Origin of the sequence: Streptomyces scabichelini, from assembly GCF_011045015.1 — a bacterium.
Taxonomy (GTDB): Bacteria; Actinomycetota; Actinomycetes; order Streptomycetales; family Streptomycetaceae; genus Streptomyces; species Streptomyces scabichelini.
Genome location: NZ_JAAKZY010000174.1, coordinates 1 through 22,160, shown reverse-complemented (window position 1 = coordinate 22,160; position 22,160 = coordinate 1). Strand labels below are relative to the sequence as shown.

The 22,160-nt window shown below is 70.6% G+C and carries 22 protein-coding genes, 1 tRNA gene and 2 pseudogenes; 6 read left to right on the top strand and 19 right to left on the bottom strand.

All coding sequences use genetic code 11. The annotated features are described in order from the left end of the window. Positions 1-34: 34 nt before the first annotated feature. From G5C60_RS37690 to G5C60_RS37680, 3 genes are all read right to left on the bottom strand, one after another. Entirely contained in the window at positions 35-256 is a 222-nt protein-coding gene (locus G5C60_RS37690; RefSeq protein ID WP_165266364.1) for an FmdB family zinc ribbon protein, read from the bottom strand. Positions 257-377: 121 nt separating this feature from the next. Next, complete coding sequence (locus tag G5C60_RS37685; protein ID WP_165266362.1) at positions 378-1,796, bottom strand: hypothetical protein; 1,419 nt, start codon at positions 1,794-1,796, stop codon at positions 378-380. Between the two features lie 74 nt (positions 1,797-1,870). Beyond that, a complete protein-coding gene (locus G5C60_RS37680) occupies positions 1,871-2,644 on the bottom strand; it encodes a DUF4097 family beta strand repeat-containing protein (RefSeq protein ID WP_165266360.1) in 774 nt (257 codons plus the stop codon). A gap of 258 nt (positions 2,645-2,902) precedes the next feature. On the opposite strand from G5C60_RS37680, the gene G5C60_RS37675 reads away from it, so the two are divergent. Next, positions 2,903-2,974, top strand: a tRNA-Val gene (locus tag G5C60_RS37675). Positions 2,975-3,024: 50 nt separating this feature from the next. Here the strand turns inward: G5C60_RS37675 and G5C60_RS37670 are convergent. The 3 genes from G5C60_RS37670 to G5C60_RS37660 form a co-directional block, all read right to left on the bottom strand. Beyond that, a complete protein-coding gene (locus G5C60_RS37670; protein ID WP_165266358.1) occupies positions 3,025-3,375 on the bottom strand; it encodes a hypothetical protein in 351 nt (116 codons plus the stop codon). Between the two features lie 83 nt (positions 3,376-3,458). Then, positions 3,459-4,106, bottom strand: coding sequence for a response regulator (locus G5C60_RS37665; protein ID WP_165266356.1), 648 nt, complete (start codon positions 4,104-4,106; stop codon positions 3,459-3,461). Further along, a complete protein-coding gene (locus G5C60_RS37660) occupies positions 4,103-5,398 on the bottom strand; it encodes a sensor histidine kinase (RefSeq protein ID WP_165266354.1) in 1,296 nt (431 codons plus the stop codon). The genes G5C60_RS37665 and G5C60_RS37660 overlap by 4 nt, the downstream gene beginning before the upstream one ends. A 178-nt stretch (positions 5,399-5,576) precedes the next feature. On the opposite strand from G5C60_RS37660, the gene lgt reads away from it, so the two are divergent. Continuing rightward, positions 5,577-6,437 carry a prolipoprotein diacylglyceryl transferase gene (gene lgt, locus G5C60_RS37655; protein ID WP_165266352.1) on the top strand — a complete coding sequence of 287 codons (861 nt, stop codon included), beginning with the start codon at positions 5,577-5,579 and terminating at the stop codon, positions 6,435-6,437. Here the strand turns inward: lgt and G5C60_RS37650 are convergent. From G5C60_RS37650 to G5C60_RS52605, 7 genes and pseudogenes are all read right to left on the bottom strand, one after another. Further along, positions 6,416-6,991 (bottom strand): dihydrofolate reductase family protein, encoded by a 576-nt coding sequence (locus G5C60_RS37650; RefSeq protein ID WP_165266350.1) that lies wholly within the window; start codon positions 6,989-6,991, stop codon positions 6,416-6,418. The genes lgt and G5C60_RS37650 overlap by 22 nt on opposite strands. Positions 6,992-7,219: 228 nt before the next feature. Further along, positions 7,220-8,080: an urease accessory protein UreD gene (locus tag G5C60_RS37645; protein ID WP_165266348.1), complete on the bottom strand. Its 861-nt coding sequence runs from the start codon at positions 8,078-8,080 to the stop codon at positions 7,220-7,222. After that, positions 8,077-8,766 carry an urease accessory protein UreG gene (gene ureG / locus G5C60_RS37640; protein WP_165266346.1) on the bottom strand — a complete coding sequence of 230 codons (690 nt, stop codon included), beginning with the start codon at positions 8,764-8,766 and terminating at the stop codon, positions 8,077-8,079. Before ureG ends, G5C60_RS37645 begins: the two co-directional genes overlap by 4 nt. A gap of 38 nt (positions 8,767-8,804) precedes the next feature. Further along, positions 8,805-9,479, bottom strand: a complete 675-nt coding sequence (locus G5C60_RS37635; RefSeq protein WP_165266344.1) for an urease accessory protein UreF — start codon at positions 9,477-9,479, stop codon at positions 8,805-8,807. Between the two features lie 126 nt (positions 9,480-9,605). After that, a complete protein-coding gene (locus tag G5C60_RS37630) occupies positions 9,606-11,615 on the bottom strand; it encodes an urease subunit alpha (RefSeq protein WP_165266342.1) in 2,010 nt (669 codons plus the stop codon). Further along, a pseudogene (locus G5C60_RS53800) lies at positions 11,612-11,932 on the bottom strand (urease subunit beta); the annotation flags it as partial. The gene G5C60_RS37630 and the pseudogene G5C60_RS53800, both read right to left, overlap by 4 nt. A gap of 159 nt (positions 11,933-12,091) precedes the next feature. Beyond that, positions 12,092-12,388: pseudogene (locus G5C60_RS52605) on the bottom strand (urease subunit gamma); the annotation flags it as partial. Positions 12,389-12,719: 331 nt separating this feature from the next. Here G5C60_RS52605 and G5C60_RS37620 point away from each other — a divergent pair. Beyond that, a complete protein-coding gene (locus tag G5C60_RS37620) occupies positions 12,720-12,995 on the top strand; it encodes a hypothetical protein (protein ID WP_165266338.1) in 276 nt (91 codons plus the stop codon). Between the two features lie 50 nt (positions 12,996-13,045). On the opposite strand, the gene G5C60_RS37615 is transcribed toward G5C60_RS37620, so the two are convergent. Next, entirely contained in the window at positions 13,046-13,816 is a 771-nt protein-coding gene (locus G5C60_RS37615; RefSeq protein ID WP_165266336.1) for an MBL fold metallo-hydrolase, read from the bottom strand. A gap of 118 nt (positions 13,817-13,934) precedes the next feature. Between G5C60_RS37615 and G5C60_RS37610 the strand changes: the two genes are divergently transcribed. Continuing rightward, positions 13,935-14,168: a DUF2277 domain-containing protein gene (locus tag G5C60_RS37610; RefSeq protein WP_165266334.1), complete on the top strand. Its 234-nt coding sequence runs from the start codon at positions 13,935-13,937 to the stop codon at positions 14,166-14,168. Positions 14,169-14,296: 128 nt separating this feature from the next. On the opposite strand, the gene G5C60_RS37605 is transcribed toward G5C60_RS37610, so the two are convergent. Further along, positions 14,297-14,914 (bottom strand): VTT domain-containing protein, encoded by a 618-nt coding sequence (locus tag G5C60_RS37605; RefSeq protein ID WP_165266332.1) that lies wholly within the window; start codon positions 14,912-14,914, stop codon positions 14,297-14,299. Positions 14,915-15,171: 257 nt separating this feature from the next. Here G5C60_RS37605 and G5C60_RS37600 point away from each other — a divergent pair, with 257 nt between their 5' ends. Further along, positions 15,172-15,738 (top strand): superoxide dismutase family protein, encoded by a 567-nt coding sequence (locus G5C60_RS37600; protein ID WP_165266330.1) that lies wholly within the window; start codon positions 15,172-15,174, stop codon positions 15,736-15,738. A 105-nt stretch (positions 15,739-15,843) separates the two neighbouring features. Here G5C60_RS37600 and G5C60_RS37595 read toward each other — a convergent pair whose 3' ends face one another. The 4 genes from G5C60_RS37595 to G5C60_RS37580 form a co-directional block, all read right to left on the bottom strand. Then, complete coding sequence (locus tag G5C60_RS37595; protein WP_165266328.1) at positions 15,844-16,296, bottom strand: DoxX family protein; 453 nt, start codon at positions 16,294-16,296, stop codon at positions 15,844-15,846. Positions 16,297-16,380: 84 nt separating this feature from the next. Continuing rightward, entirely contained in the window at positions 16,381-18,258 is a 1,878-nt protein-coding gene (locus G5C60_RS37590; RefSeq protein ID WP_241267357.1) for an FAD/NAD(P)-binding protein, read from the bottom strand. Positions 18,259-18,689: 431 nt separating this feature from the next. After that, on the bottom strand, positions 18,690-20,474 hold the full coding sequence (locus tag G5C60_RS37585; protein ID WP_165266326.1) for a DUF7800 domain-containing protein: 1,785 nt from the start codon (positions 20,472-20,474) through the stop codon (positions 18,690-18,692). A gap of 123 nt (positions 20,475-20,597) precedes the next feature. After that, a complete protein-coding gene (locus G5C60_RS37580; RefSeq protein ID WP_165266324.1) occupies positions 20,598-21,242 on the bottom strand; it encodes an HNH endonuclease family protein in 645 nt (214 codons plus the stop codon). A gap of 380 nt (positions 21,243-21,622) precedes the next feature. On the opposite strand from G5C60_RS37580, the gene G5C60_RS37575 reads away from it, so the two are divergent. Continuing rightward, the coding region (locus G5C60_RS37575; RefSeq protein WP_206440457.1) for an HAD-IA family hydrolase at positions 21,623-22,160 on the top strand (538 nt) is incomplete at its 3' end.

Here is a 22,160-nt window from a genome sequence, read left to right as displayed (position 1 = left end):
GGCTGGTGGGGGCGGCGTGCGTCAGCCGGGCGGGTCAGCCGCAGCAGCCTCCGCCGCAGCAACCGCCACCGCTCGCCTGCGGCGCGGGTGCGGCCGCGGGCGCCGAGGCCGAACCACCGACGGCGACCGTCGACAACAGCTTCACTGTGTCGTCGTGCCCGACGGGGCAGGCGGCGGGGGCGGAAGATTCGGCCATAGGGCGACTCATCTCGAAGGTGTCGCCGCAGGTCCGACAGCGGTATTCATAGCGAGGCATACAGACAGATTAGCGGGGTGGGCGCCCCGAAGGGGCGCGGGGAACTGCGCGACCAGCCACAAACAACCCGCAGACACCCACCCGCAGATGTTCCCCGCCTCCAAACGGAGTGTCCCCGCCCTCAAACGGAGTGCCCCCGCTCCTCCCGGATCTGTGAGACCACCTGAGCCACCGTCCGCCGCACACCCTCCGTCTCGGTCAGGAAATGCCAGTAATCGGGGTGCCGCCCTTCCAGCGTCCCGATCGCGCGGTCCAGCCGGCTCACCGAGTCATCGAGGGGCCGGGCATGCCGAGGGTCCGGCGTATTGCGCCCGGCCATCGCCAGCCGCTGCGCATCCCGGATCGCGAACCGCGTCCGGTCGATCTCCCGCTGCGGATCCTTCTGCACCTCGTTCAGCCGCCGCAACCGGTCCCCGGCCGCGGACACGGCCTCATCGGTCGTGTTCAGCAACGCCCGTACCGTCGACAGCAGCGCCGTCGCGTCGGCCCAGCGCTGCTCGTCGCGCGCGGCCCGCGCCTCCGTCAGCTTCGACTCGGCCTGCCGTACGGTCTCGGCGGCCTGGTCAGGTACGTGCTGAAGGTCCTGCCAGCACGCGACCGTGAACCGGCGCCGCAGCTCGCTCAGGATCGGCTCGACCTGCCCGGAACGGGTGGTGAGGGCCTGGGCGCGGGTGCGCAGCGAGACCAGGCGGCGGTCGATCTCGGCGGCCCGCTCCGGCAGCCGCTCGGCCTCCGCGCGCACCCCCTCGGCATCGCGCGCGACCCGGTCGGCGCGCTCCAGCGTCTCCGGCACGCCGTGCTGCCCGGCGCCCTGGTTCAGCTTGGTCAGCTCGGGGCCGAGGGCGGCGAGCCGGGCGGCCAGGTCGTCGGCCGTGAGCCCCGATCCCCGTACGGCATCGAGGGCGTTCGAGGCGGCGAGCAGGGCCTGGCGGGCGCGCTCGACGGCCGGGGCAAGCCGGGCCAGCTGCGTTTCGGCCTTGCCGAGCAGCGGGCCGAGCCCGTCGGTGAACCGGTCCAGCTCCTGCTTGACGCGGGCCAACTCGTCCTTGGCCTTGGTCAGCTCCGTACGCGCCCGGGCCGCGACCGAGGCCTCCAGGTCGTCGCGGTCGAGGTCGTGGGCGTCGACCGCGTTGATGTACGTGTGGCTGACCTCGTCGATACGGCGGCCGAGCGCGTCGAAGTCGGAGACCGCGCGCCGGGCCGCGGGAGAGTCGTCGACGGCCGTGATGGTCTCGATCGAGATCCGCAGATCGCGCTGCGCGGTGTCGAGCTCGTAGAACGCGGCAGCGGCGGCGTCCTTCGCCGCCTGCGCCTCGGCCCGCTGGCTCTCCGAGCGGCCGCCGAACCACCGCCGCGTACCGCCGCCGGCGAACGCGGCGGGGAGTGTGACGGCGAGCAGCGGAAGGGGAATGAGGACCAGGGTCAGCAGGTCACGGGCGACGCGGTGTGTCCTCGCGGCCCCCAAACCGGCACGGTGGCGAGGTAGTTGCTGTGCCCGTGGCACAAACGGCGTGTACGGCTGTGAAGGTGTCGCCGTCACATCCCTCTCCCGTGCTGTGGTCCGCCCTGCCCGGTGTCATTCTCCCACCAGGTAGGGACGAACACACGGCCCGGTTAGTTCGCCGTACGCACCGTGACTTTCCCGTCCCGCGTGCGGGCGGACACGTCATGCGCACTGCGCTCGTCGCGGGGCACGGACACGTCCACGCTGCCGTCCCCGGTCTCGGTCGTCACGCGGTACGTCGCCTGACGGGGCAGCTCGATGGTGACGGAACCGTCCACGCTGCGCGACGCGACCCGGTCCGGAACGGCGGCGAGGCCGAGCCGCACGGAGCCGTCCCGCGTGTTCACGTCCACGCGCCGGGAGCCGACATCGGTCGCGGTGACGGACCCGTCACCGGTGTGGAGGGTCAGCGGACCGCTCGAGTCCTTGACGTGGACGGAACCGTCGCGCGTACGGACGTTCAGCGCCTCCTCGAAGCCGCTCGCCCGCACGCTGCCGTCGCCGTCCTTCACGGTGACCGCGACGCCGCGCGGCACCTCGATCCGGTGCTTGGCCGAGCAGTCGGCGATCACGCCCGAGCAGTCCTCCCGGAGCTTGAGCGTGTCGCCCTTCATCTCCCAGGTCACCTTGGGGTCCCCGCCGACGACGACGCTGCCCTTGAACCACCGGGTGACCTCGACCTTGTCGACGTCCGCGGCGACCAGTTCGAGCGCGGAGTCGTCGGAGTCGACGGTCAGCGTGCGGCCGCTGAGCGCGAACGAACGGTGCTCGGGATCGTCGTCGTCCCCGGCGCTCGCACCGCACCCGGTGGCGAGCAGCGTGACGGCGGCGACGGCCGCGGTCGCGGTCGTGACGGCGGCGGAACGGCGGATTCGAACGGCCATGGTGGGCTCCCCCTGGTCTTGGGCGCCCCCTCGACCGTACGGACGTACGGACGGATGAATGTCTGTCTCTGTCTGTCTCTGTCTGTCTGGCTGGGACGCTCTTCGACCGTACGGAGCCGGGGCTCCCGGCGGGATCCGGACCACTCCCGGATCTTGGGTAGGGAAAACCCCCGCATCGCGAGGCATCGCGCGGTGACCGGGACTCGATACGCGTTTGCCGGGCAGTGCCCCTGGCAATGTAGGCTGTCGACTCATCCCGGGCACGTAGCTCAGTGGTAGAGCGCCGCCCTTACAAGGCGGATGTCGGCGGTTCGAAACCGTCCGTGCCCACCCCGGAGAGCGAGGACCCCCGGCCGATCATGGCCGGGGGTTTCGTACGTTCACGCACCCGCGGGAGGCTCGTCCGCCGTCTCGTGCGCGTGCTTCAGGCGCATCCGTGCGTCCACCTTCTCCGCGGTCGTGACCTCCGCCCAGAAGCGGTGGCAGGTGACGAAGACGGCCAGTTCCCGCTCGCGCTCGCGGAGCTTCTCCACCTCGGCCTGTTCGTCGGCGCTCCAGCCGGGCGACGCGGGACGCTCGACCTTGCGCCAGCCGTGCTCGTCGCTGAAGCCGTCCAGGGGCTCGACCGACCAGGGGAGCCGCTTCAGGAGGGCCAGCAGCTCGGCCCGGACCTGATGCAACTCCTCCTGACCGGCCAGGAGGTCACTCGGAAAGTCATAGGTCTCAGCCACGCCACAATGCTACGCCTGTTCGAATTTGGGATGCGAGTGCCTTGGGGGACTTCACGCGAACGTGTTGGGACCGTCCTGTGCGTTCAGTCGATGCGGATGATTCCGCGGCCCAGTGCGGCGGTGACGGCCGCCGTACGGTCGGCGACGTCGAGCTTGGTGTAGATGTGCAGCAGATGGGTCTTGACCGTTGCCTCGGACAGGCGCAGTGCGCGGGCGATCTGCTTGTTGCTCTGCCCGCGGGCCACGGCGGACAGAACTTCGAGTTCCCGGCCGGACAGGCCGGCGCCCCGGTCGCCGCGCATATGGGCGAGGACCTTGGCGGCCACCGTGGGGGACAGCGCCGCTCCTCCCCGGGCGGCGGTGCGCACGGCCTCGCACAGCTCGTGTCGTCCGGTGTCCTTGAGCAGGTAGCCGACCGCGCCGGCGTCGATGGCGGCGGTGATGTCGGCGTCCGTGTCGTAGGTGGTCAGGACGAGGACCCGGACCTGGGGGTGGGCGGCGCGGATGGCGGCGGTCGCGGCGGTGCCGTCCATGCCGGGCATCTGCAGGTCCATCAGGACGACATCGGGTGCGAGTGACGCGGTCTGGCGCACTGCCTCGGCACCGGTGGCGGCTTCGCCGACGACCGTCAGGTCGGGCTGGGTGGCCAGCACGGCGGCCAGCCCGTCGCGGACCACGGGGTGATCGTCTGCGAGGAGGACCCGGATCGAGGGAGTGGCCGAAGTGCTCATGACGCCGGGGCCATCGGCTGGGTACCGGCCGCGGGCGATGGTGCGGAGGCCGAGGGCTCGACCGGGATCGAGGCCGGGGGCTCGACCGGGACGGAGGCCGGGGGCTCGACGGGGACGGAGGCTGAGGGCTCGATCGGGAGCGGCACCGTGACGGCGACGGTCGTACCCTCGCCCGTGGCGCTTTCCAGCGCGAACGTGCCGTCCAGGGCGGTGATGCGCTCCCGCATGGTGATCAGGCCGATGCCGGTATGCCGGGCAGCGGGTGCGAAACCGGTGCCGTCGTCCTGGATGTCGATGGCCAGGGCGTCACCGAGGTAGGACAGCGTGACCGACACGCTCGCCGCGTGGGCGTGCCGCCGGGCGTTGGTCAGCGCCTCCTGCACGACCCGCAGCAACTCGCCCTCGTTGCCGGCGGTCAGGGCGACCGGTCGGCCGGTCACGATCGTGTAGGCCTCGATGCCGGCCTCCTCCGTCAGCCGGGCGGTGAGCTCGCGGACCGCTTCCGCCAGGTGCGTGCGGTCCAGCGGCGCCGGGCGCAGGGCGTGTACGAGGCGGCGGCTCTCGACGAGGTTGTCCCGGGCTGTCCGCATGGCCTGCTCGACGCGGCGGGCCGCAGGCGAACCGGGTGGCAGGTCGTCGCGTGCGGCGTCCAGCAGCATGGAGATGGACGCGAAGCCCTGGGTCAGGGTGTCATGGACCTCTCGGGCCAGGCGCTGACGTTCGGCCAGGGTGCCCGCCTGACGTTCCGCCGCCGCTCGTTCCGCCTGGGTGGCGGTGAGTTCGTCCAGGAGCCGCTGCCGCCTGTGACTCTCATGGTCGAGGGTGGCGACGTAGCAGACGATGGTGACCGCCAGCGCGGCACCGAGCACACAGCCCGTGAGCGTTCGCACGTCGGCGGAGCCGTCCGTCGTGAAGCTCTGCCACGACCAGGCGCCGCCCAGCACCAGCACCCCGCCGGCCGACCACCAGGCCCGTCGCAGCCAGTACGGGGTCAGCACGGCCACGGCGACCGGGAGCAGCGCGGGGTCCACCACAGCCATGACCACCCACGCCGCCAACGCCCCGACGAGGTAGGGCAGCGGAGGGCGACCGGAGCCGCCACGCAGCGCGATCCAGTACGCGTACCAGGCGGCGAGTCCCACCGCCGGGCCGATCCGCAGCAGTGCCGTGCCGGTCGTCAGGTCCGTCCCGGCCAGCGCACCCAGCACGGACAGGGTGAGCACGACGGCGAAGAAGGCGTGCTGTCCGACGGCCTTCCACCGTGCCCTCTCCCACACCTGTCGCAGTGCCATGACCCTCAGCCTAGGCGCAGCCGAGTGGCCGGAGGATCAGCCGGCCGGTGCGAACGGGGTCCACCGATCGGTGGGCGGACGATGCGTCGATCGGTCGATGTGGCGGGCCCGTGCAGCGGCGAAGATCGGCCCCGCACCCGGCCGCCCGAGCTCCACCGCACCCCGTGAGGAACCACCAGTGCCCCTGGCCTTCATTCCCAGCCCGTCCATCGGCGAGATCCACCTGGGACCGCTGCCGCTGCGCGGCTACTCACTGATGCTGGTCCTCGGAATCGCCGCGGCGGTATGGCTGGGCGGCCGTCGCTGGGCCGCCCGCGGTGGAGAGAAGACCGTCGTGACGGATGTGGCCCTGTGGGCGGTCCCCTTCGGTGTGGTCGGCGCCCGCATCTACCACGTGGTCACGTCCAGCGAGCCGTACTTCGGCGAGGGCGGCGATCCGCTCAAAGCCCTCTTCGTCTGGGACGGGGGCATCGGCATCTGGGGTGCCATCGCGGGCGGTGCCGTCGGAGCCTGGATCGGCTGCCGCCGGGGCGGTGTCCCTCTGCCCGTGTTCGCCGACGCGGTCGCCCCCGGTATCGCCCTGGGCCAGGCCATCGGCCGCTGGGGCAACTGGTTCAACCAGGAACTCTACGGGCGGGCCACCACCCTCCCCTGGGCGTGGGAGATCGATCCCGCGCACCGGTCCGAGGCCTCTTCCGACCTGGCCACCTACCACCCCACCTTCTTGTACGAGTCGCTGTGGTGCCTCGGTGTGGCCGCCCTGGTCATGTGGGCGGATCGCCGCTTCCGCCTCGACCGGGGCCGGGCGTTCGCGCTGTACGCCGCGGCCTACTGCGTCGGCCGCTTCTGGATCGAGTACCTGCGGGTCGACGAGGCCCACCACATCCTCGGCCTGCGCCTGAACGGCTGGACCGCTCTGCTGGTTTTCGCCGCCGCCCTCGCCTACCTCATCGCTGCGACACGACACGCGTCCGACAGCCGTGGCGACGCCGACTCCGACCGTCTCCGGAGGACAGGTCAATGGAGGGTGGGTCGGTAGATGAGCTCCTGGATGTGACCGTCGAGCGTTCGGCTCTCGATCAGCTCGAGGTCGAAGTCGGCCGCACCCTGGAAGATCGGGTCGACTCCGGTCTGACCGGTGATCACAGGGAAGAGCGTCACCTGAACCCGGTCGACCAGGCCGGCGGCCATCAGCGCCCGGTTCATGGACAGGCTGCCGTGCGAGCGCAACGGCACATCGGACTCCTCCTTGAGCCGGGCGACGACGTCGACGGCGTCACCGCTCACGACGGTCGCGTCCGGCCAGTTGAGGGGGCCTTCGAGTGTCGTCGAGACGACCGTTGCCGGCATGCTTCTCATCCGCGTGACCCATGGGTCACGCACTTCGGACTCCTCGGTGCTCGAGGCCAGCATCTGGGCGAATGCCCGATATGTGTTGGCCCCGAAGACCATCCGCTGCTCCGCGCCGTACAGGGCGAGGCGGTGGTCGAGCAACTCGGGGCCTTGCTTGCCCCAGTAGCCGGTCCAGTCGCCGCCGGCGGCACCGTAGCCGTCGAGGCTGGAAAAGACGTCGAAGGTGTAGATGGCGGTCATGTCGTTCTCCTTGAGTGCGGTCGATCGGGGTGGATATCGGGGTGGATACAGAGACTGGCGATCTTCTCCGGGCGGCCTTCGGCCACCGTCCTACCCATAGACCCAGCACTCTTCCGAAACTCATCGCTATGCCGACCACAAGTGGTGCAGGCCTGCAGTTCACGTCGCCAGGGTGCCGCATCGCCTGCGCGGTGACGGCGTCGGCGTCAGCGGGTGAAGGCGTCGGCGTCAACGAGTGAAGTCGCGTGCGCTTGCGTGTGCCTCATCGAGCAGTTCCCGCAGCGTCGAGGTGGTTGGTGCGATGGCGGTGGCGAGCAGCGCCGGGCCGCCTGCCAGCGGTGCGAGGACGGCGCACCCGTTCTTGGTGCCTTCGCCGATGAGTACGGGGTCTCGTCGGACGTTGAGGCGTGGGTCCACGACCAGGAGCTGGCCGACGGCGCGGTGCCCGTTCAGGACGGCCGGGCCGTTCCAGCCGGGTTCCGGCGCCCCGTAGGCCGTGTGCTGGTCGAGCAGTGGGCGCCCGTCACGGTGGACCAGGATCCGGCTGACGAGGTGGCCTGGTTCCTCGTCGGCCCGACCCAGGAGTTGCTCTTCTCGCAGCACCAGCCGCGCGGTGGCGGCGAGTTCGACGGTGTAGGTCTGGCGCAGGTTGCTGCCGGCGGCGCTGATCAGGGGCTGCGGCAGCCAGCGCAGGTGGGCGTGTTCTCCGGCGGTGAGCCGCACGTCGTAGGTGGCCGCTTGGGTGGTGGGGCCGCGCAGGGCGAGCGTGGCGGCAGCCGTGGTGACCTCCAGCTCGGCCCGGTCCTCGGCGGTGATGTCGAGGGCGAGCCGGTCGCCACCGAGCGGGGCGCTCATCGCGCCGATGATCCCCACCATGGCGGTGTTGCCGCCGGTGCGCATGCGCCGCAGATGGAAGGGGCCGTCGCTGCGCAACTGCGGGAGGGTGGTGACGCGTCCGTTGTGCGCGGCGCGGATCCGGGCCGTGGCACGTACGCCGTCGGGGTGGCCGGCGGGCTCCTGGGCGCCGGCTGGGGGAACGTCGAGGTCGGAGGCGGCTCGGGCGGAGGCGAGTGGGGAGGAGGGGCTCATACAGCTGCCCCGGCGCGCCACTGGGCGAGGTGGCCGGTCACCCAGTCGGCCACTTCCCGGATGCCGTCGTCGGTGGTGAGGCTGGTGAAGATGACGGGAAGGTCGCCGCGCTGTCGTTCGGCGTCGATGGCCATGGTGTCCAGGTCGGCGCCGACGTGCGGGGCGAGGTCGGTCTTGTTGACGATGAGGAGGTCGGCGGTGGTGATGCCGGGGCCGCCCTTGCGGGGGATGTCGTCGCCGCTGGCCACGTCGATGACGAAGATCTGTACGTCGACGAGGCCCTTGGAGAAGGTGGCGGTCAGGTTGTCACCACCCGACTCGACCAGCACCAGGTCGAGGGGGTGGAGGGTCTCTTCCAGGTGCTCGACGGCTTCCAGATTGGCGGAGATGTCGTCGCGGATCGCGGTGTGCGGGCAGGCGCCGGTCTCCACGGCGGTGATGCGCTCGGGTGGCAGAACGGCCTCGCGCAGCAGGTACTCGGCGTCCTCACGGGTGTAGATGTCGTTGGTGACAGCGGCGATGCACCAGCGGTCGCGCAGGGTGCGGCAGAGCGCGGCGACGGTCGCGGTCTTGCCGGAGCCGACGGGGCCGCCCAGGCCGACACGGAGGGCACGGCGGCTGCCGTCGGACCGGGCCGCCGAAGCGCTGGGGATGTGCTGGTGAGGCAGAGAATGGTCGAGGTGCATGGCAACTCCGTCGGAGTATCCGGGTGTTCAGGTGGTGGTCAGGAGGCGAAGAGCCGGACGGTCCAGGCGGCGTGCTGCTCCGCGGTGATGTCCAGCAGGGGTGAGGAGGCCGACGGCAGGGCGTCGATGCCCTCGGTCATGGCGCGGGTTGCGGCATGGGCCGCGGCTGCTGCTACGGCGTCGGTTTCGGGGCCGAGTCGGGCCAGCAGCCCCGAGGCGTCGAGCGGATCGAGGCTCAGCAGGCGCACCGCCGCGGTGGCCGGGCCACCGATGTTCTCGTACGCGGCGGCATAGGCGGCGTCCACCGGGGCCAGCCCGGCGGCGCGGGCGGCGAGGCCCACAACGATGGGCTGGTGGGCGCCCTGGGGACGCGCGACGGCCAGATGTTCCAGTGCGGCCGAGGGAAAGGTGGCACGAGCCGCGCGCAGCATCTGCCGGCCGAGCCTGCGGGCGGCGGCACGTAGTGCGGGGGCGGGGGTGCGCGCATCGGCGGCGTCGTCGAGCAGCAGCGGGTCATGTCCGCCGGCGGCTGCCGCGGCCAGCCCGGCCGTCGTCAGACCGGTGGTGTGCAGACGCCCGCGGCAGAACGCCTCCAGGCTGTCGGTGTCGTGTACGGATCCGTGGGCGACGGCGGCCTCGACGCCGCCGGAGTGGGCGTGCCCACCGGCGGGGAAGCGGCCGTCGGCCAGGAGGAGCAGGGCTGCGCGGCTCATGGGCGAGCGGCTGCCTTTCACAGGGTGGACAGTGATGCGGTGGCCGTAGACAGGGATGCGGTGGCCCGGACGGACACACCGGGCCCGGCCGTTGCGGTGACGCCGGCAGCCGGGCCCGGTATCGGATCAGAAGAGGAAGTACCGCTGCGCCAAGGGCACTTCGGTGACGTAGGAGCGCGGTACGGTCGCACCGTTGAGTTCGGTGCGGGCGTCGCTCGTCGTCGCACCACCGATGGTGACCTCGAAGCTGTTGTGGTCGACTTCGAGGCTGGCCGGCACCGTGTCGTTCAGCTTCATGTCTTTCTTCTTGACGCCCCGGGTGTCCGAGATCTCCACGAACTTCTTGCTGAGTCCGAGCCCCTGCGTCTTTGCGTCTGTGACCTTGTTACCGCTGTCCTGGGTGATGACGAACCGGGTGTTCAGCCTGTCGGCCACGCCGGGGGCGGCGAAGTTCACCGAGTTGCTGCCCGGCGCACGACCGGTGGACCCCCAGACCGGCCGCGGCAGGTAGGGCTGCGGCGTCGTGATCGAAGCATTGGCGTCGCCGCACTGCGCATAGGCGAGCTGGCCGCCCTTGAGGACCATGTGAGTCTTGACGCCGAAGAACTTCGGCTCCCACAGCACCAGGTCGGCCAGCCTCCCCGGCTCCACCGAACCGACGTAACCTGCGATGCCGTGCGTGATCGACGGGTTGACCGTGTACTTGGCGACGTACCGGCGCGCCCGGTAGTTGTCGTTCGGCGTCAGCCTGTCCTCATTGAACGAGTGCTTCTTGTCCTCCTCGTCTTCGTGGACCGTTCGGACTTTCGCGCTGTGCAGGTCCTCGGGCAGCGCGCCGTAGCGGCACTTCATGACGTGCGCGGTCTGCCAGGTGCGCATGATCATCTCGCCGATGCGCCCCATCGCCTGGGCATCCGAGGACATCATCGAGATGGCGCCCATGTCGTGGAGGAGGTCCTCCGCCGCCATAGTGGACGGTCGGAGGCGGGAATCCGCGAAGGCCATGTCCGCCGGAATGTCCGGGTTGAGGTGGTGGCAGATCACCATCATGTCGACGTGCTCCTTGACGGTGTTCACCGTGAAGGGCCGGGTGGGGTTGGTCGAGGCGGGCAGGACGTTCTCCTCCTTGACCAGCTCGATCATGTCCGGGGCATGGCCCCCTCCGGCGCCCTCGACGTGGAAGATGTGGATCGAGCGCTTCTTGTCGCCCTCTGTGAAGGCGCTGCGGGTGCTGTCCAGAAAGCCGGATTCGTTGAGCGAGTCGGCGTGCAGGGCGACCTGGACCTTCCGCTCCTCACAGACTGCCAGCGCCTTGTCGATCACCGCAGGCGTGGCACCCCAGTCCTCGTGAATCTTGAGGCCGATGACACCGGCGTCCACCTGCTCGTTCAGAGCCTGGACGTTCATCGTGCTGCCCTTGCCGAGCAGACCGATGTTGACCGGGTACCCGTCCAGAGCCTCGAAGAGTCGGGTGATATGCCACTCGCCCGGGGTCACGGTGGTGGCCGTGCTGCCCTCGGCGGGGCCGGTGCCACCGCCGATGAGAGTGGTCACGCCCGAGGCCAGTGCCTCATGGATCTCCTCGGGGCAGACGAAGTGAACGTGGGTGTCCACGCCCCCCGCGGTGAGGATCCGGCCGTTGCCGGAGATGACCTCGGTGCTCGGGCCGACCACAAAGTTCGTCGCCTGCACCGGCAGCTCCTCGCCCGCCACTTCACGAGCGGTCTTCTCGAAATCCGGGATCTGGTCCATCGTCTCGGGGTTGTACGCCTTGCCGATGGCGTGGACCTTGCCGTCTCTGATGCCGACGTCGGCCTTGACCACACCCCACCAGTCGAGGATCAGCGCGCCCGTGATGACCGTGTCCATGGGGAAGCGATCCTCGTTGCCGCCCCCGTCCCTCGGAATGTGGGACATGCCCATCGACTCTCGGATCACCTTCCCGCCACCGAAGATCATCTCGTTGCCGCTGTATTTCGGTCCGCCGCTCCAGTCTGCTTCGATCTCGATGGTCAGATCGGTGTCGGCGAGGCGGACCCGGTCCTTGGTGGTGGGCCCGTACAGAGCGGCGTAGTCCGCCCGCTTCAGCAAGTTGCTCTGTCGTTGCCGGCCCGTCTGCTTCGGCTGGCTGCTCATCCGACGATCTCCTTGCGCAGTCCCTGGATCTTGCGGGTATCGCCTTTGGCGTCGCCTTCGATCTTCACCAGCTCAACGCAGCACTCGTCTCCTGGTTCAAACCGCACGGACGTACCCGCGGCGATGTTGAGCCGTCGCCCCTTCGCCTCAGCGCAGGTCCATAGCTCGTCATAGGTCACGGGCGTGGCGGCGGGGTTCACGATCACCTTGAGGCCGGGGTTGACCTCGGCAAAGTGGTAGTGGGAGCCGACCTGGATGGGCCGGTCGGACGTGTTCCTGACCTTGATCGTCTTCTTGTTGTGCTGCAGGTCCTTGTTGAACGCGATGGCCTCGTGCCAGGACGCGGCGTCCTCGCACTCATCGCAACAGGCGGACGAGTCGGTGTCGTCACAGCCGACCGGGCACTGAGCCCTGTTTGCCTGCTGGGGGTGCTCGACCTTGCCCGGGTAGACCTCGGGCTTCTCCGTGGCCTCCGGGATGGGATCGTGGATCGTGACCAGCTTGGTGCCGTCCGGGAAGGTCGCCTCCACCTGGACGTTCTTGATCATCTCCGGGACGCCGGGCATCACATCGTCACGGGTGAGCACCCGTCGGCCCGAGTCCATGATGTCGCTGACTGTCTTGCCGTCGCGTGCCGCCTCGAAGACGTGAACGGTCAGCAGGGCCATGGTCTCGGGGTAGTTGAGAAGCAGCCCCCGGGCGCGGCGCTTGCCTGCCACGTCGGCCGCGACGTGGATCAGCAAGCGCTCCTGCTCATGCGGAGTCAAATGCACGATGAACCAATTCTGTTGGTCGGATGGTGCATGCGACCGGGCACGCCAAGGTCACGGACAGCGTTCCCTGGATGACAACGGGCGCTCCCCCGATCATCAGCGGACAAGGACGGCGAGACGGCCGAATGGCGGATGATCCACACCATCTGATGAATCCGCGAAGTACGGCGTTTTCACCTCGCCGGACAGAAGAATCCAGGTTCCGAAACCATGGACGAATTCCGTGCGGGCCCTGGGACGGCGACGTAAGAACAGGGCCGCAGAACAGATCCGCCGCTCCGAGCGTCGCCGCGTCATTCTGGAGGCTCGGACCGACGACCAGGAGGCAGCGATGATCGCGAGAGTAGCCGTGTGGGAACCGATGCCGACCGACGACCGGGACTGGGTGCTGGATGCCGCCGCTGCCGTGCCCGGCGTCCACGGCGCCTATCACCTCGTCGATCCTGCCACCGGCAACGGACTGTCTGTCGCCTTCTTCGAGGACGAAGCCGCAGCTCACGCCGCACGAGAGGCGATCGAGAAGCGTGCCGAGGAGATCGGCTGGCACGATGCCCCGCATCCGGCACCCGTCTCTCAGACGATCTATCAGGTCGTCCGGCACGCGTAGCCCGCTGACGCAGCTCACCGGGCACGCTGGGCGGTACGTCGCGTACGTCGCTACAGGCGTACCGACCCGCCCGGCTCCAACAAGTGCAGCCTGTCGGTGAGTTCGGCCTCGGTGAAGGCCTTCGTCAGGGTGGGGCCGTCCTCCGTGAAGTGGCCCCAGTGTTCGAAGTGCAGGGGCACGACGTGGCGGGCGCCGAGGATTTCGGTGGCCCGGGCGGCCCCTTCGCTGGTGAGGGTGAGCGGGGCGTCCGGTACGAGCGGGGTGCGGGCCGCGCCCGCGAAGAGGATCGCCACGTCGAACGGACCGTGCCGGTCCGCGATGGTGCGTACGACGTCCAGGGACGCGTTGTCCCCGCTGACGTACACCTTGGGCAGGCCCTCGCCGGACAGCACGAAACCGGTGACCTCGCCGACGAGGGGCTCGGAGCCGTCGGGGCCGTGCTGCGCGGGGACGGCCGTGACGCGGAGCAGGCCGCCGTCCGGGCGCGGGAGTTCGACGTGCTCCCAGGAGGGCAGCGCCCGCACGGGCGCGCCGACGCGGTCGTACGCCGACGCCGTGGACAGCACCAGCGGGGCGCCGGAGAGGTACGTACGGCCCGAGGTGTCGAGATTGTCGGGGTGCTGGTCGTGCGACAGCAGGACCGCGTCGACCGGGCCCACCTCCGAGGCGGCGACCGCCGGGCCGGCCGTCTTCACCAGCTTCCGCGAGCCGATCGGGTACTCGCCGGGTTCGTCGAAGGTCGGATCCGTCAGCAGCCGTAAGCCGCCGAGCTCGACGACCGCCGTGGGGCCGCCCACGTAGAGGATGTCCAGTGTGGTCATGCCCTGCACAATCGGCGGACGGCGCATCACTATTCCTGGGCATCGCTATTCCCGGGCATCATTCTCGGACATCGCTATTCCCGGGGACGTTCGGGACGGCACGCGCGAGACTGGACTCATGTGCCGAAGCATCAAGACTCTCCGCCCGCCCGTACTCCCCGAAGAGGCCACCGAGGAGGACATCCGTGCCGCCGCGCTCCAGTACGTCCGCAAGGTCTCCGGCTTCCGCGCCCCGGCGGCCCACAACCGCGAGGTGTTCGACCGGGCGGTCGACGTGATCGCGGCGGCGACGGCGGAGCTGCTGGACGGCCTCGAGGTGCGGGGCCGGACGACCGAACGCCAGGCGAGCTGACCGCGCGACGGGCGGGCTGACCACGCAGTCCAGCCGCGCACGTCTCAGCCCGCACGCCCAGTCGCGTACGCCTCAGTCCGCACGCCCAGCCGCGTACGCCTCAGACCCGCATGTCCTGCCCGTCCGCCTCAGACCCCTGGACCCGTCTCCGGCACGGGCCGCCGTATCAGGTACGCCGCCCCCGCGCCCGCCCCGAACAGCGCGACCAGCGAAACGCCGGTGGCGAGCCACGTCGTGCCCAGCAGGTGGCCGCCGAAGTAGCCGAGGGCGACGCTGTACGCGGCCCAGGCGAGGCCCGCGAGGATCGACCAGGGCAGGAACTCGCGGACCCGGCGGTGGGCGGCGCCCGCGCCGAGCGAGACGACCGAGCGGCCCGCGGGCGCGAAGCGGGCGATGACGACGAGGGCGCCGCCGCCGCGGGAGAGGGCCGCGCCGAGACGTTCCTGCGCGCCGGTCAGGCGGCGGGAGCGGGCGATGGCCCGGTCCAGACGCTCGCCGCCGCGCCAGGCCAGCCGGAACGCGACCAGGTCGCCGAGCACCGAGGCGGTGGCGGCGGTGAGGGTCAGCGGCAGGAGGTCCGGTACGTTCCCGGTCGCCGCGCCGGTGCCGGCTGCGGCCGCCGTCGCCGCCGCGATGACCAGGACCCCGCTGGGCAGCACCGGCAGGAACACGTCGAACAGCACGGACAGGGCCACCACGGCGTAGATCCACGGGCTGCCGGTCAGCGGCCCCACACTCTCAAGCACCCGAACTCCCGTGTGTCTCCCCCGTAGGCCCCAACCGTGCCGAGAGCCGCGATGTCGCGGGGGAGCGGCAGGAGCGGCCTGTGACAGCCATACAGCGTACGCCCGGGGTCCGACAGGAGATCCACAGGGGGCTCGTGTGATCGCTGCACCACGTTCACCCGGCTGCCACCTCCCGGGGGGCGGCCGGGCCCGGCGTCTCGTACGAACGAAGTACGCAGGAGAAAGGGGGCGACAATCGGTGTGAGGAGCGACCAACGATGGTGGCAGGAATACTCGTCGGCGCAGTGGCGTCGGCCTTGCTCGCGACCGGCGCGACCGGCGCTACAGCGGCGATCGGCGCGGGCGGCGAGGGTGGCCCGCACGGATACCGGATGAGGACGGCCGCGCAGTTCGCGCCGCCCACCGCCTTCGTCCCCTCCGCGGCGGTGACGTACGACATGAAGCTCGTGCCCGCGGCCTCCTGGATCGAGGTGGGCCAGCGCAGCGAGGAGCGCGGCGCCACGACGGTGACGCTGCGCGCGAAGGGCATGAAGCCGGGCCATGCGTACGGCGTCCATGTACACCAGAAGCCGTGCGGCGCCGACCCGGCCGCGGCGGGCGATCACTACCAGCACCGGCCGTCCGAGGACCCGGCCGCCGTGAACCCCGGCAACGAGGTGTGGCTCGACTTCACCGCCGACGGCCGGGGCGAGGGTGGGGCGAGCGCCCGCCACGACTGGAACTTCCGGCGCGGCGAGGCCGCCTCCGTCGTGCTGCACCAGGAGCCGGGCGGCGCGGGCACGCGGCTGGCCTGCTTCACGGTGCCGTTTGGATGGGCGGGCTGAGACGACTCGGGCGGGCGGCCTGATACGACGAGGGCGCCCGCCCCCGGGTGTGACAGGGGCGGGCGCCGTTTTCGTACGTGTACGGGTACGAGCCGCAGGCGGGCGTCAGGCCGCGATGGGCTCCGAGCTGCGCTTGTCCGCGGTGGCCGAGGACGTGCGCCGCGCGAAGAGCCGGTCGAGGCCGAACGCGCCCGAGCCGGTGAAGACCAGCAGGAACATCGACCAGCAGAACATCGCGGCGCCTTCGCCGTCGTTCTCGATCGGCCACAGTGCCTCGGGCTGATGAACCTTGAAGTACGCGTAGGCCATCGAACCCGACGCGATGAACGCCGCGAAGCGGGTGCCGAGGCCGAGCAGGACCAGGCTGCCGCCGACGAGCTCGATGACGGCCGCGTAGAAGTTCGGCCAGCTGCCCGTCTCGACCGTGCCGCCCTTGCCGTCCACGCCGCCGAACTCACCGAGCAGCGACATGGCGCCGTGGCAGGCGAAGAGCAGCCCGATGACTATGCGGAACAGGCCGATGGCGTATGGCTGGGCGCTGTTGAGGCGTCCGGTCATGGTGGGGGAACTCCTTCGGTCTTGCGGTCCGGGGGACCGAATCTTGGGGACGAAAACCGAGCGAGTGATCCACGTTAGGCTAGCCTAATCAATAGTTGCAAGTTCAACGTTTGGCCAAATTTTCGCGTCCTCTTCCGGCGTCTCCGCAGTTGCGGCCGTCCTCAGCGCCGCCCGCGCCACGGCGTCCGTGTCCGAAAGTGTGACCGAGTCCACGCCCGGCCTGACCCCGGCGGCGGTCACCCAGTGCACGCCCTCCGTGGGCACGCCGAGCGCGAACCGCCTTGGGTGCGCGCGTCCTTGACGGTCCATCAGGCGGTACGGCCGCGGTGTCACGTCCAGCCCTCCGGTCTCGTACCCGTCCACCACGTGCGGTCGGCACTGGCCCGTCTTCAGTAGCCGGGCGAGCAGTGCGTCGGCGGTCCGCCGCACATCCGGTTCCGGCAGACGCGCCTCGACGAGGGTGGTCGCCCGCACGGTCGAGCCGGGCACGTCGGGGGAGTGCGCCACCCACGCCCCGCCCTCGGCCCGCACCTCGAGGCGTGGGCCCAGCACCTCCAGTACGCCCGCCTCGATCAGCGCGGCCATCTCCTCGATACGGCGTCGGGGCGGCCCGATCGACAGGAACGCGTTGATCGGCGTGTACCAGCGGTCCAGGTGCTCCCGTCGTGACGCTCCCGCAAGGCCGCCGTGGTCGACGATCTGCCGCACTTCGTTGCGCAGATCGCGCAGTACGTCGAGAGCGGCCTTGAGCGGGCCGTCGACATTGCCGAGAGCGGCCTGCTCGGCGTCCTCGCGCAGATACGCGAGCAGCCAACTCCGGAAGTCCTCCGGGCTGTTGAAGACCTGTCCCGCGTACGGCCGCGAAATCCGGTCCCAGGACCAGCGCTCAGCCTCCGGGATGCCGAACTCGTCGAGGAGCAGGGCCTCTTGGGGGCCGCGGTGAGGAAGGGCAAGAAAAACCTCACGGAAGCGCCGTACCGCCGCGTCGTCGCCCCTCCCCAACAGCGCCTCGTAGTAGACCGTTTCGACCTCCTTCGCCACCAACGGCCATATCTCCGCGAGGAAGTCGGGAGCGTCGCCGGAGTCCGCGCGTTTACGGAAGCCGGAGATGACGTCCGGGGTGAGGACGAGAGGGACGTGGCGGCCGTACGGACCCTTCGCGTTGTCGCCGCGGGCCTGGTACGGGATGCCGCGGCGGGAACCGGCGTACAGGCGGGGCTCGCGGCCCGATGCCGCGTACCGCAGGCCACCGTCCGCCGTGCGGAGGAAGCGGCCGCCGCGGGCCGTCGTCAACAGGGCCATGTGGTCGAAGAAGTTGAGGCCCAGGCCGCGCAGCAGGACGGGTTCGCCGGGGGCGAGCGGGGAGAGGTCGAGGTCCGCGGGGTTGGCGGGCGGGATGTGGCGCAGGCCGTGGCGGTCGGCGTACTCCGTCAGGCGTTGCTGTGCCCGGTCCGCGACCGTCGGCAGGTGGCCCTGGGCGAGGATGACGGCGGCGAGGTCCGGCAGGGTGCGGCCATCGTCGAGTACGAGGGTCTGGAGGGCCTGTTCGCCCTCGGCCGCGTCGTCGAGCCGTATCGCACGGGCCCGGTGCGTCTCGACGCGTACCGACGGCGGCGCCCCGCGCACCACCTCGGCGAAGACCCACTCCAGGTAGTGGCCGTACTGGGCGCGGGTCGGGTACTCGTCCGGGTCCAGCTCGCCGTCGGCCCAGGTGTGCAGGCTCGGTCCCGGGCATATCGGCCCCGAGCAGTCGACGCTGTCGTCGGTGAAGAGGGTCACCTGGGAGGCCACGGTGTTCATCAGCAGCTCGGCCGACTGGTCGGTCCGCCAGACGCGCCCCGGCCCCGGCGGCGACGGATCGACGACGTGGACCGTCAAGTGCGCCCCGGGCGCGAGGAGTTCGGGTGCGGAGGCGCAGAGGCGTTCCAGGACGCTGGTGCCGCGCGGCCCGGCGCCGACCAGAGCGACGGAAACGGAGCGCTCCGCGGGAAGGGCGGTGCGAAGGCTGCGGGCCGTCTGTGGCTGGTCGCGCAGTTCCCCGCGCCCCTTAAGGGGCGCGGGGAACTGGACCTCGTCGAATTCGCTTGGGTCCGCCGTCGCTGCAGACAAAGGTGTGACTCCCGGGCATCTGGGGCGCTGTACGGCAAACCGCCCACTGGAAGCGGACGGTCCGCCTCATCATGCCGTCGCAGGGTACGGGAGCCGAGCCCCTGAGCGGATCATCGATGCCCGGTGTGGGATGCCTCACGAGCATCAGGGGCAACGGGCGCGATACGGGGGCAACGCAGCCAAAAAACGTATGCAATCGGCGGATCGACCGGCGAACAACGGGGCTGCCGGGGTGAGTTACGGAGGCTGTGAAGTGCGCGATGTGTGCGAAGTCGCGAAGTGCGCTACGGGGTGAGCTCGGACTCGACGACCGTCCTCAGCCGGGCGCTCCCGCCCTTCTCCTCCCGCGCCTGGTCGAGCCGCAGGCGTGCCGAACGCCCGCGCAGGGTCAGCGTCATCAGCTGGTTGCCGAACCAGGGGCCGCCCGTCCTGCGCCACTCCACGGGCGGGCGCGGGACGCCGCCGTGTCCGGCGAAACGGCGGCCGAGGGCCCGGCCCACTCGGCTCCAGCCGAAGTGGAAGCCGAGCTTGATGGACATCGGGATGGAGTTGTGGACGGGGGAGCAGGTCAGTTGCAGCACGCGCGCGTCGGGTCCCGTACGCCCCGATGGGCCGCCCGGCCATGACGGTTCGGCGATGTACGCGTGATGCACGTCGCCCGACAGCACGCACACGGTCGCCGGCGCCTCGGGTCCGGAGCCGGCCTCGGCGATGAGCGAGGCCAGCGCGTCGAACGACGCCGGAAACGCCGACCAGTGCTCCAAGTCGGCCCGCCGCCGCAGATCCTCCCCGAACCGCGCCAACCGCGCCCCGCGCTCCCCCCGGCACAAGGCGGCGTTCCACGCCTCGGCGTCGTGCACGAGGTGGGGGAGCAGCCAGGGGAGAGAGGTACCGATCAGGAGGTGGTCGTAGGGGGCGTGCCGGGTGGCGGCGTCCGACGTGGCGCCGTCGGCGGGGCGGGGCGGGGAGCTGGTCGCGGAGGCTCTGCCGGACGCCGCGACGACCGCCTCGTGCCCGCTTCCGTCGGCGCTCGCGCCCCGGCCCTCCAGTACCTGCTCGCGCAGCCAGGCCGTCTCGCTCGGGGCGAGCATGGCGCGGGCGTTCTCGTCGAGGACGCGGGCCGCGCGGGTGTCGATCATCAGCAGGCGTACGCGGCCGAAGTCGCGGCGGTAGCTCCAGCGGACCGAGGAGGGGTTCGTGTCGGCGTCGGCGGCGAAGGCGCGGAGGACGTCCGTGCCGTCGGGGATCGCGCGCACGGCGGCGTACAGGGGGTCGGTGGTGAGGCGTTCGGGCGGGAGGTTGCCGAGGTGCTGGTAGACCCAGTACGACATCAGGCCGCTCAGCAGGCGCTCGCGCCACCAGGGCGTGGCCCGCATGTCGGCGAGCCAGGCGGCGCTGGTGTTCCAGTCGTCGATGACGTCGTGGTCGTCGAAGATCATGCAGCTGGGCACGGTGGACAGCAGCCAGCGGACCTCGGGGTCGAGCCACGATTCGTAGTAGAGGCGCGTGTACTCCTCGTAGTCCGCGACCTCGTTGCCCGGCGGATCCTTGAGGTCGCGGCGGGCGGCCAGCCAGCGGCGCGTGGCCTTGGACGTCTCGTCGGCGTACACCTGGTCGCCCAGCAGAAGCAGTACGTCCGGCCGTTCGGCGTCCGGATCCGCGGCGAGGCGCGCGGCCAGCGTGTCCAGCGCGTCCGGGCCCACCGGGTCCTTCTCGTCGGCCGGCGGCGCGGCCCAGCGGCAGGAGCCGAAGGCCACGCGGACGGGCTCGTGACCGGCGGAGTCGTACGCGGGGGCGTGGATCACCGAGGGCGGGAACGGCGAGCCGGGCAGCGGCCAGACGGTCGTCCCGTCGAGCAGCACCTCGTACGGGGTGGTCGTGCCCGGTGTGAGTCCGGTGACCGGGATCAGGGCGTAGTGGTGACCCGCGACCTGGAAGGTGCGGGTCTCGCCGCCGGCGCCGTCCGGGCAGCGCACTTCGGCGGTGCACGGGCGGCTCGCCTCGACCCAGACGGTCGCGGACGAGCCGTCGACGTACCTCAGCAGTGGTCCCAGCCGCAGCCTCGCCACGTGATCACCTTCCTCCGTCGCACCGTACGGTACGGAACGACGGAGGTCAGTGGGGAGGTTCCGGGCGAGGTTCCGTGGACTTCCCGGACTGCGGACCGGATTGCGGGCCGGACCGCAGACGGCTCAGCAGCCGTTGAGCACGGAGGTCAGCTTGCTCTTCTCCGCGGAGTCGACCGAGAGGTCGTAGTAGTACTTCACCTGGACCCAGGCGCGGACGTAGGTGCAGGCGTACGAGCTGATCGACGGCATCCACTCGGCCGGGTCCTGGTCGCCCTTGGACTGGTTCACGTTGTCCGTGACCGCGATGAGCTGCGGGCGGGTCAGGTCGTTGGCGAAGGACTGGCGCCGGGAGGTGGTCCAGCCGTCGGCGCCGGAGTCCCAGGCCTCGGCGAGCGGGACGAGGTGGTCGATGTCGACGTCGGAGGCGGCGGTCCAGGTCGCACCGTCGTAGACGGAGTACCAGCGGCCGCTGGTCGCGGCGCAGGAGGAGTCCTGCACGACGTTCGTGCCGTCGCGCTTCAGAACCGTCTCACGGGTGTTGCAGGCGCCGGACTGGGTGATCCAGTGCGGGAAGAGGTCGCGGTTGTAGCCGGTGCGGTCCTCGTTCGCCACGGTGAGCGAGGACAGGTAGGTGCGGGCCGTGGCGGCGCTCACGGGGGTGGGCAGGGCGGCGGAGGCGGTCGGACCGTTGAAAAGCCCGACCATGGCTATCAGACCGCTGGCGGCGGCTAGTATGCTGAGCCGTCGACGCGCGTAGACCTTCGGCATGCGAACTCCCTTGGGGGGATGGCAAGTTGACGGTGCGTGCGAATACTTGCGGTGCTGCGTTTCGCTGAGATGTGCGCCGGGTGAGAAGTTAGTGACGTGCCCATGACATAACAAGGGGTGCGGCAGGTGCTGGAAGCCGCTGCGACCTGACTGAGTGCGGGTGGGCGGAGTTTTGGGCTCGTGCATGCCTTTGTTGGGCTTTTGTCGGGCCTTTGTTGCGGGAAGTTCCAGGAAGCCGGGTCCCCTGAGTGGTAGCGCGATGGGCGACCTGTTTTGTACCGTGGGGGAACAAAGTGGTCCCCGCCCGCACTCCCTGACCGGCGGGCGGGGCCACCTTGTCCCGGGCCGCGGGCCCCCTTCCCACGCTTTGGAGCATGCCGATGACGGCCACGACCGTGCTGACCGCCCGTGCCCTGCTGCTGGACATGGACGGCACCCTCGTCAACTCCGATGCCGTCGTCGAGCGCATCTGGCACCGCTGGGCCGAGCGGCACGGGCTCGACGGGGCCGAGGTCATGAAGGTCGTCCATGGCCGGCAGGGGCATGCGTCGATGGCTCTGCTGCTGCCTCATCGGCCCATGGAGCAGAACCTCGCGGACAACGAGCGCATGCTGGCCGAGGAGACGGCCGACATGGAGGGCGTCGTCGCGATTCCGGGAGCCGCCGAATTTCTGGCCTCGCTACGGGAGTTGCCGCATGCGCTGGTGACTTCCGCGGATGTGCCGCTGTCGACCGCGCGGATGGCTGCCGCCGGGCTTTCGCTGCCCGATGTGCGGGTCACCGCCGAGTCGGTCGGGGCGAGCAAGCCCGATCCTGAGGGGTTTTTGAAGGGGGCGGCCGAGTTGGGGGTCGCGCCTGAGGACTGTGTGGTGTTCGAGGACTCGGGGGCGGGGATCGCGGCGGGGCGCTCCGCGGGGA

Excerpts from the sequence above, each read along its gene's own strand:
- G5C60_RS37690 (WP_165266364.1), bottom strand. The coding sequence starts at position 256 with ATGCCTCGCTATGAATACCGCTGTCGGACCTGCGGCGACACCTTCGAG.
- G5C60_RS37680 (WP_165266360.1), bottom strand. The coding sequence starts at position 2,644 with ATGGCCGTTCGAATCCGCCGTTCCGCCGCCGTCACGACCGCGACCGCG.
- G5C60_RS37665 (WP_165266356.1), bottom strand. The coding sequence starts at position 4,106 with ATGAGCACTTCGGCCACTCCCTCGATCCGGGTCCTCCTCGCAGACGAT.
- G5C60_RS37660 (WP_165266354.1), bottom strand. The coding sequence starts at position 5,398 with ATGGCACTGCGACAGGTGTGGGAGAGGGCACGGTGGAAGGCCGTCGGA.
- G5C60_RS37650 (WP_165266350.1), bottom strand. The coding sequence starts at position 6,991 with ATGACCGCCATCTACACCTTCGACGTCTTTTCCAGCCTCGACGGCTAC.
- G5C60_RS37645 (WP_165266348.1), bottom strand. The coding sequence starts at position 8,080 with ATGAGCCCCTCCTCCCCACTCGCCTCCGCCCGAGCCGCCTCCGACCTC.
- ureG (WP_165266346.1), bottom strand. The coding sequence starts at position 8,766 with ATGCACCTCGACCATTCTCTGCCTCACCAGCACATCCCCAGCGCTTCG.
- G5C60_RS37635 (WP_165266344.1), bottom strand. The coding sequence starts at position 9,479 with ATGAGCCGCGCAGCCCTGCTCCTCCTGGCCGACGGCCGCTTCCCCGCC.
- G5C60_RS37630 (WP_165266342.1), bottom strand. The coding sequence starts at position 11,615 with ATGAGCAGCCAGCCGAAGCAGACGGGCCGGCAACGACAGAGCAACTTG.
- G5C60_RS37620 (WP_165266338.1), top strand. The coding sequence starts at position 12,720 with ATGATCGCGAGAGTAGCCGTGTGGGAACCGATGCCGACCGACGACCGG.
- G5C60_RS37615 (WP_165266336.1), bottom strand. The coding sequence starts at position 13,816 with ATGACCACACTGGACATCCTCTACGTGGGCGGCCCCACGGCGGTCGTC.
- G5C60_RS37610 (WP_165266334.1), top strand. The coding sequence starts at position 13,935 with ATGTGCCGAAGCATCAAGACTCTCCGCCCGCCCGTACTCCCCGAAGAG.
- G5C60_RS37600 (WP_165266330.1), top strand. The coding sequence starts at position 15,172 with ATGGTGGCAGGAATACTCGTCGGCGCAGTGGCGTCGGCCTTGCTCGCG.
- G5C60_RS37595 (WP_165266328.1), bottom strand. The coding sequence starts at position 16,296 with ATGACCGGACGCCTCAACAGCGCCCAGCCATACGCCATCGGCCTGTTC.
- G5C60_RS37580 (WP_165266324.1), bottom strand. The coding sequence starts at position 21,242 with ATGCCGAAGGTCTACGCGCGTCGACGGCTCAGCATACTAGCCGCCGCC.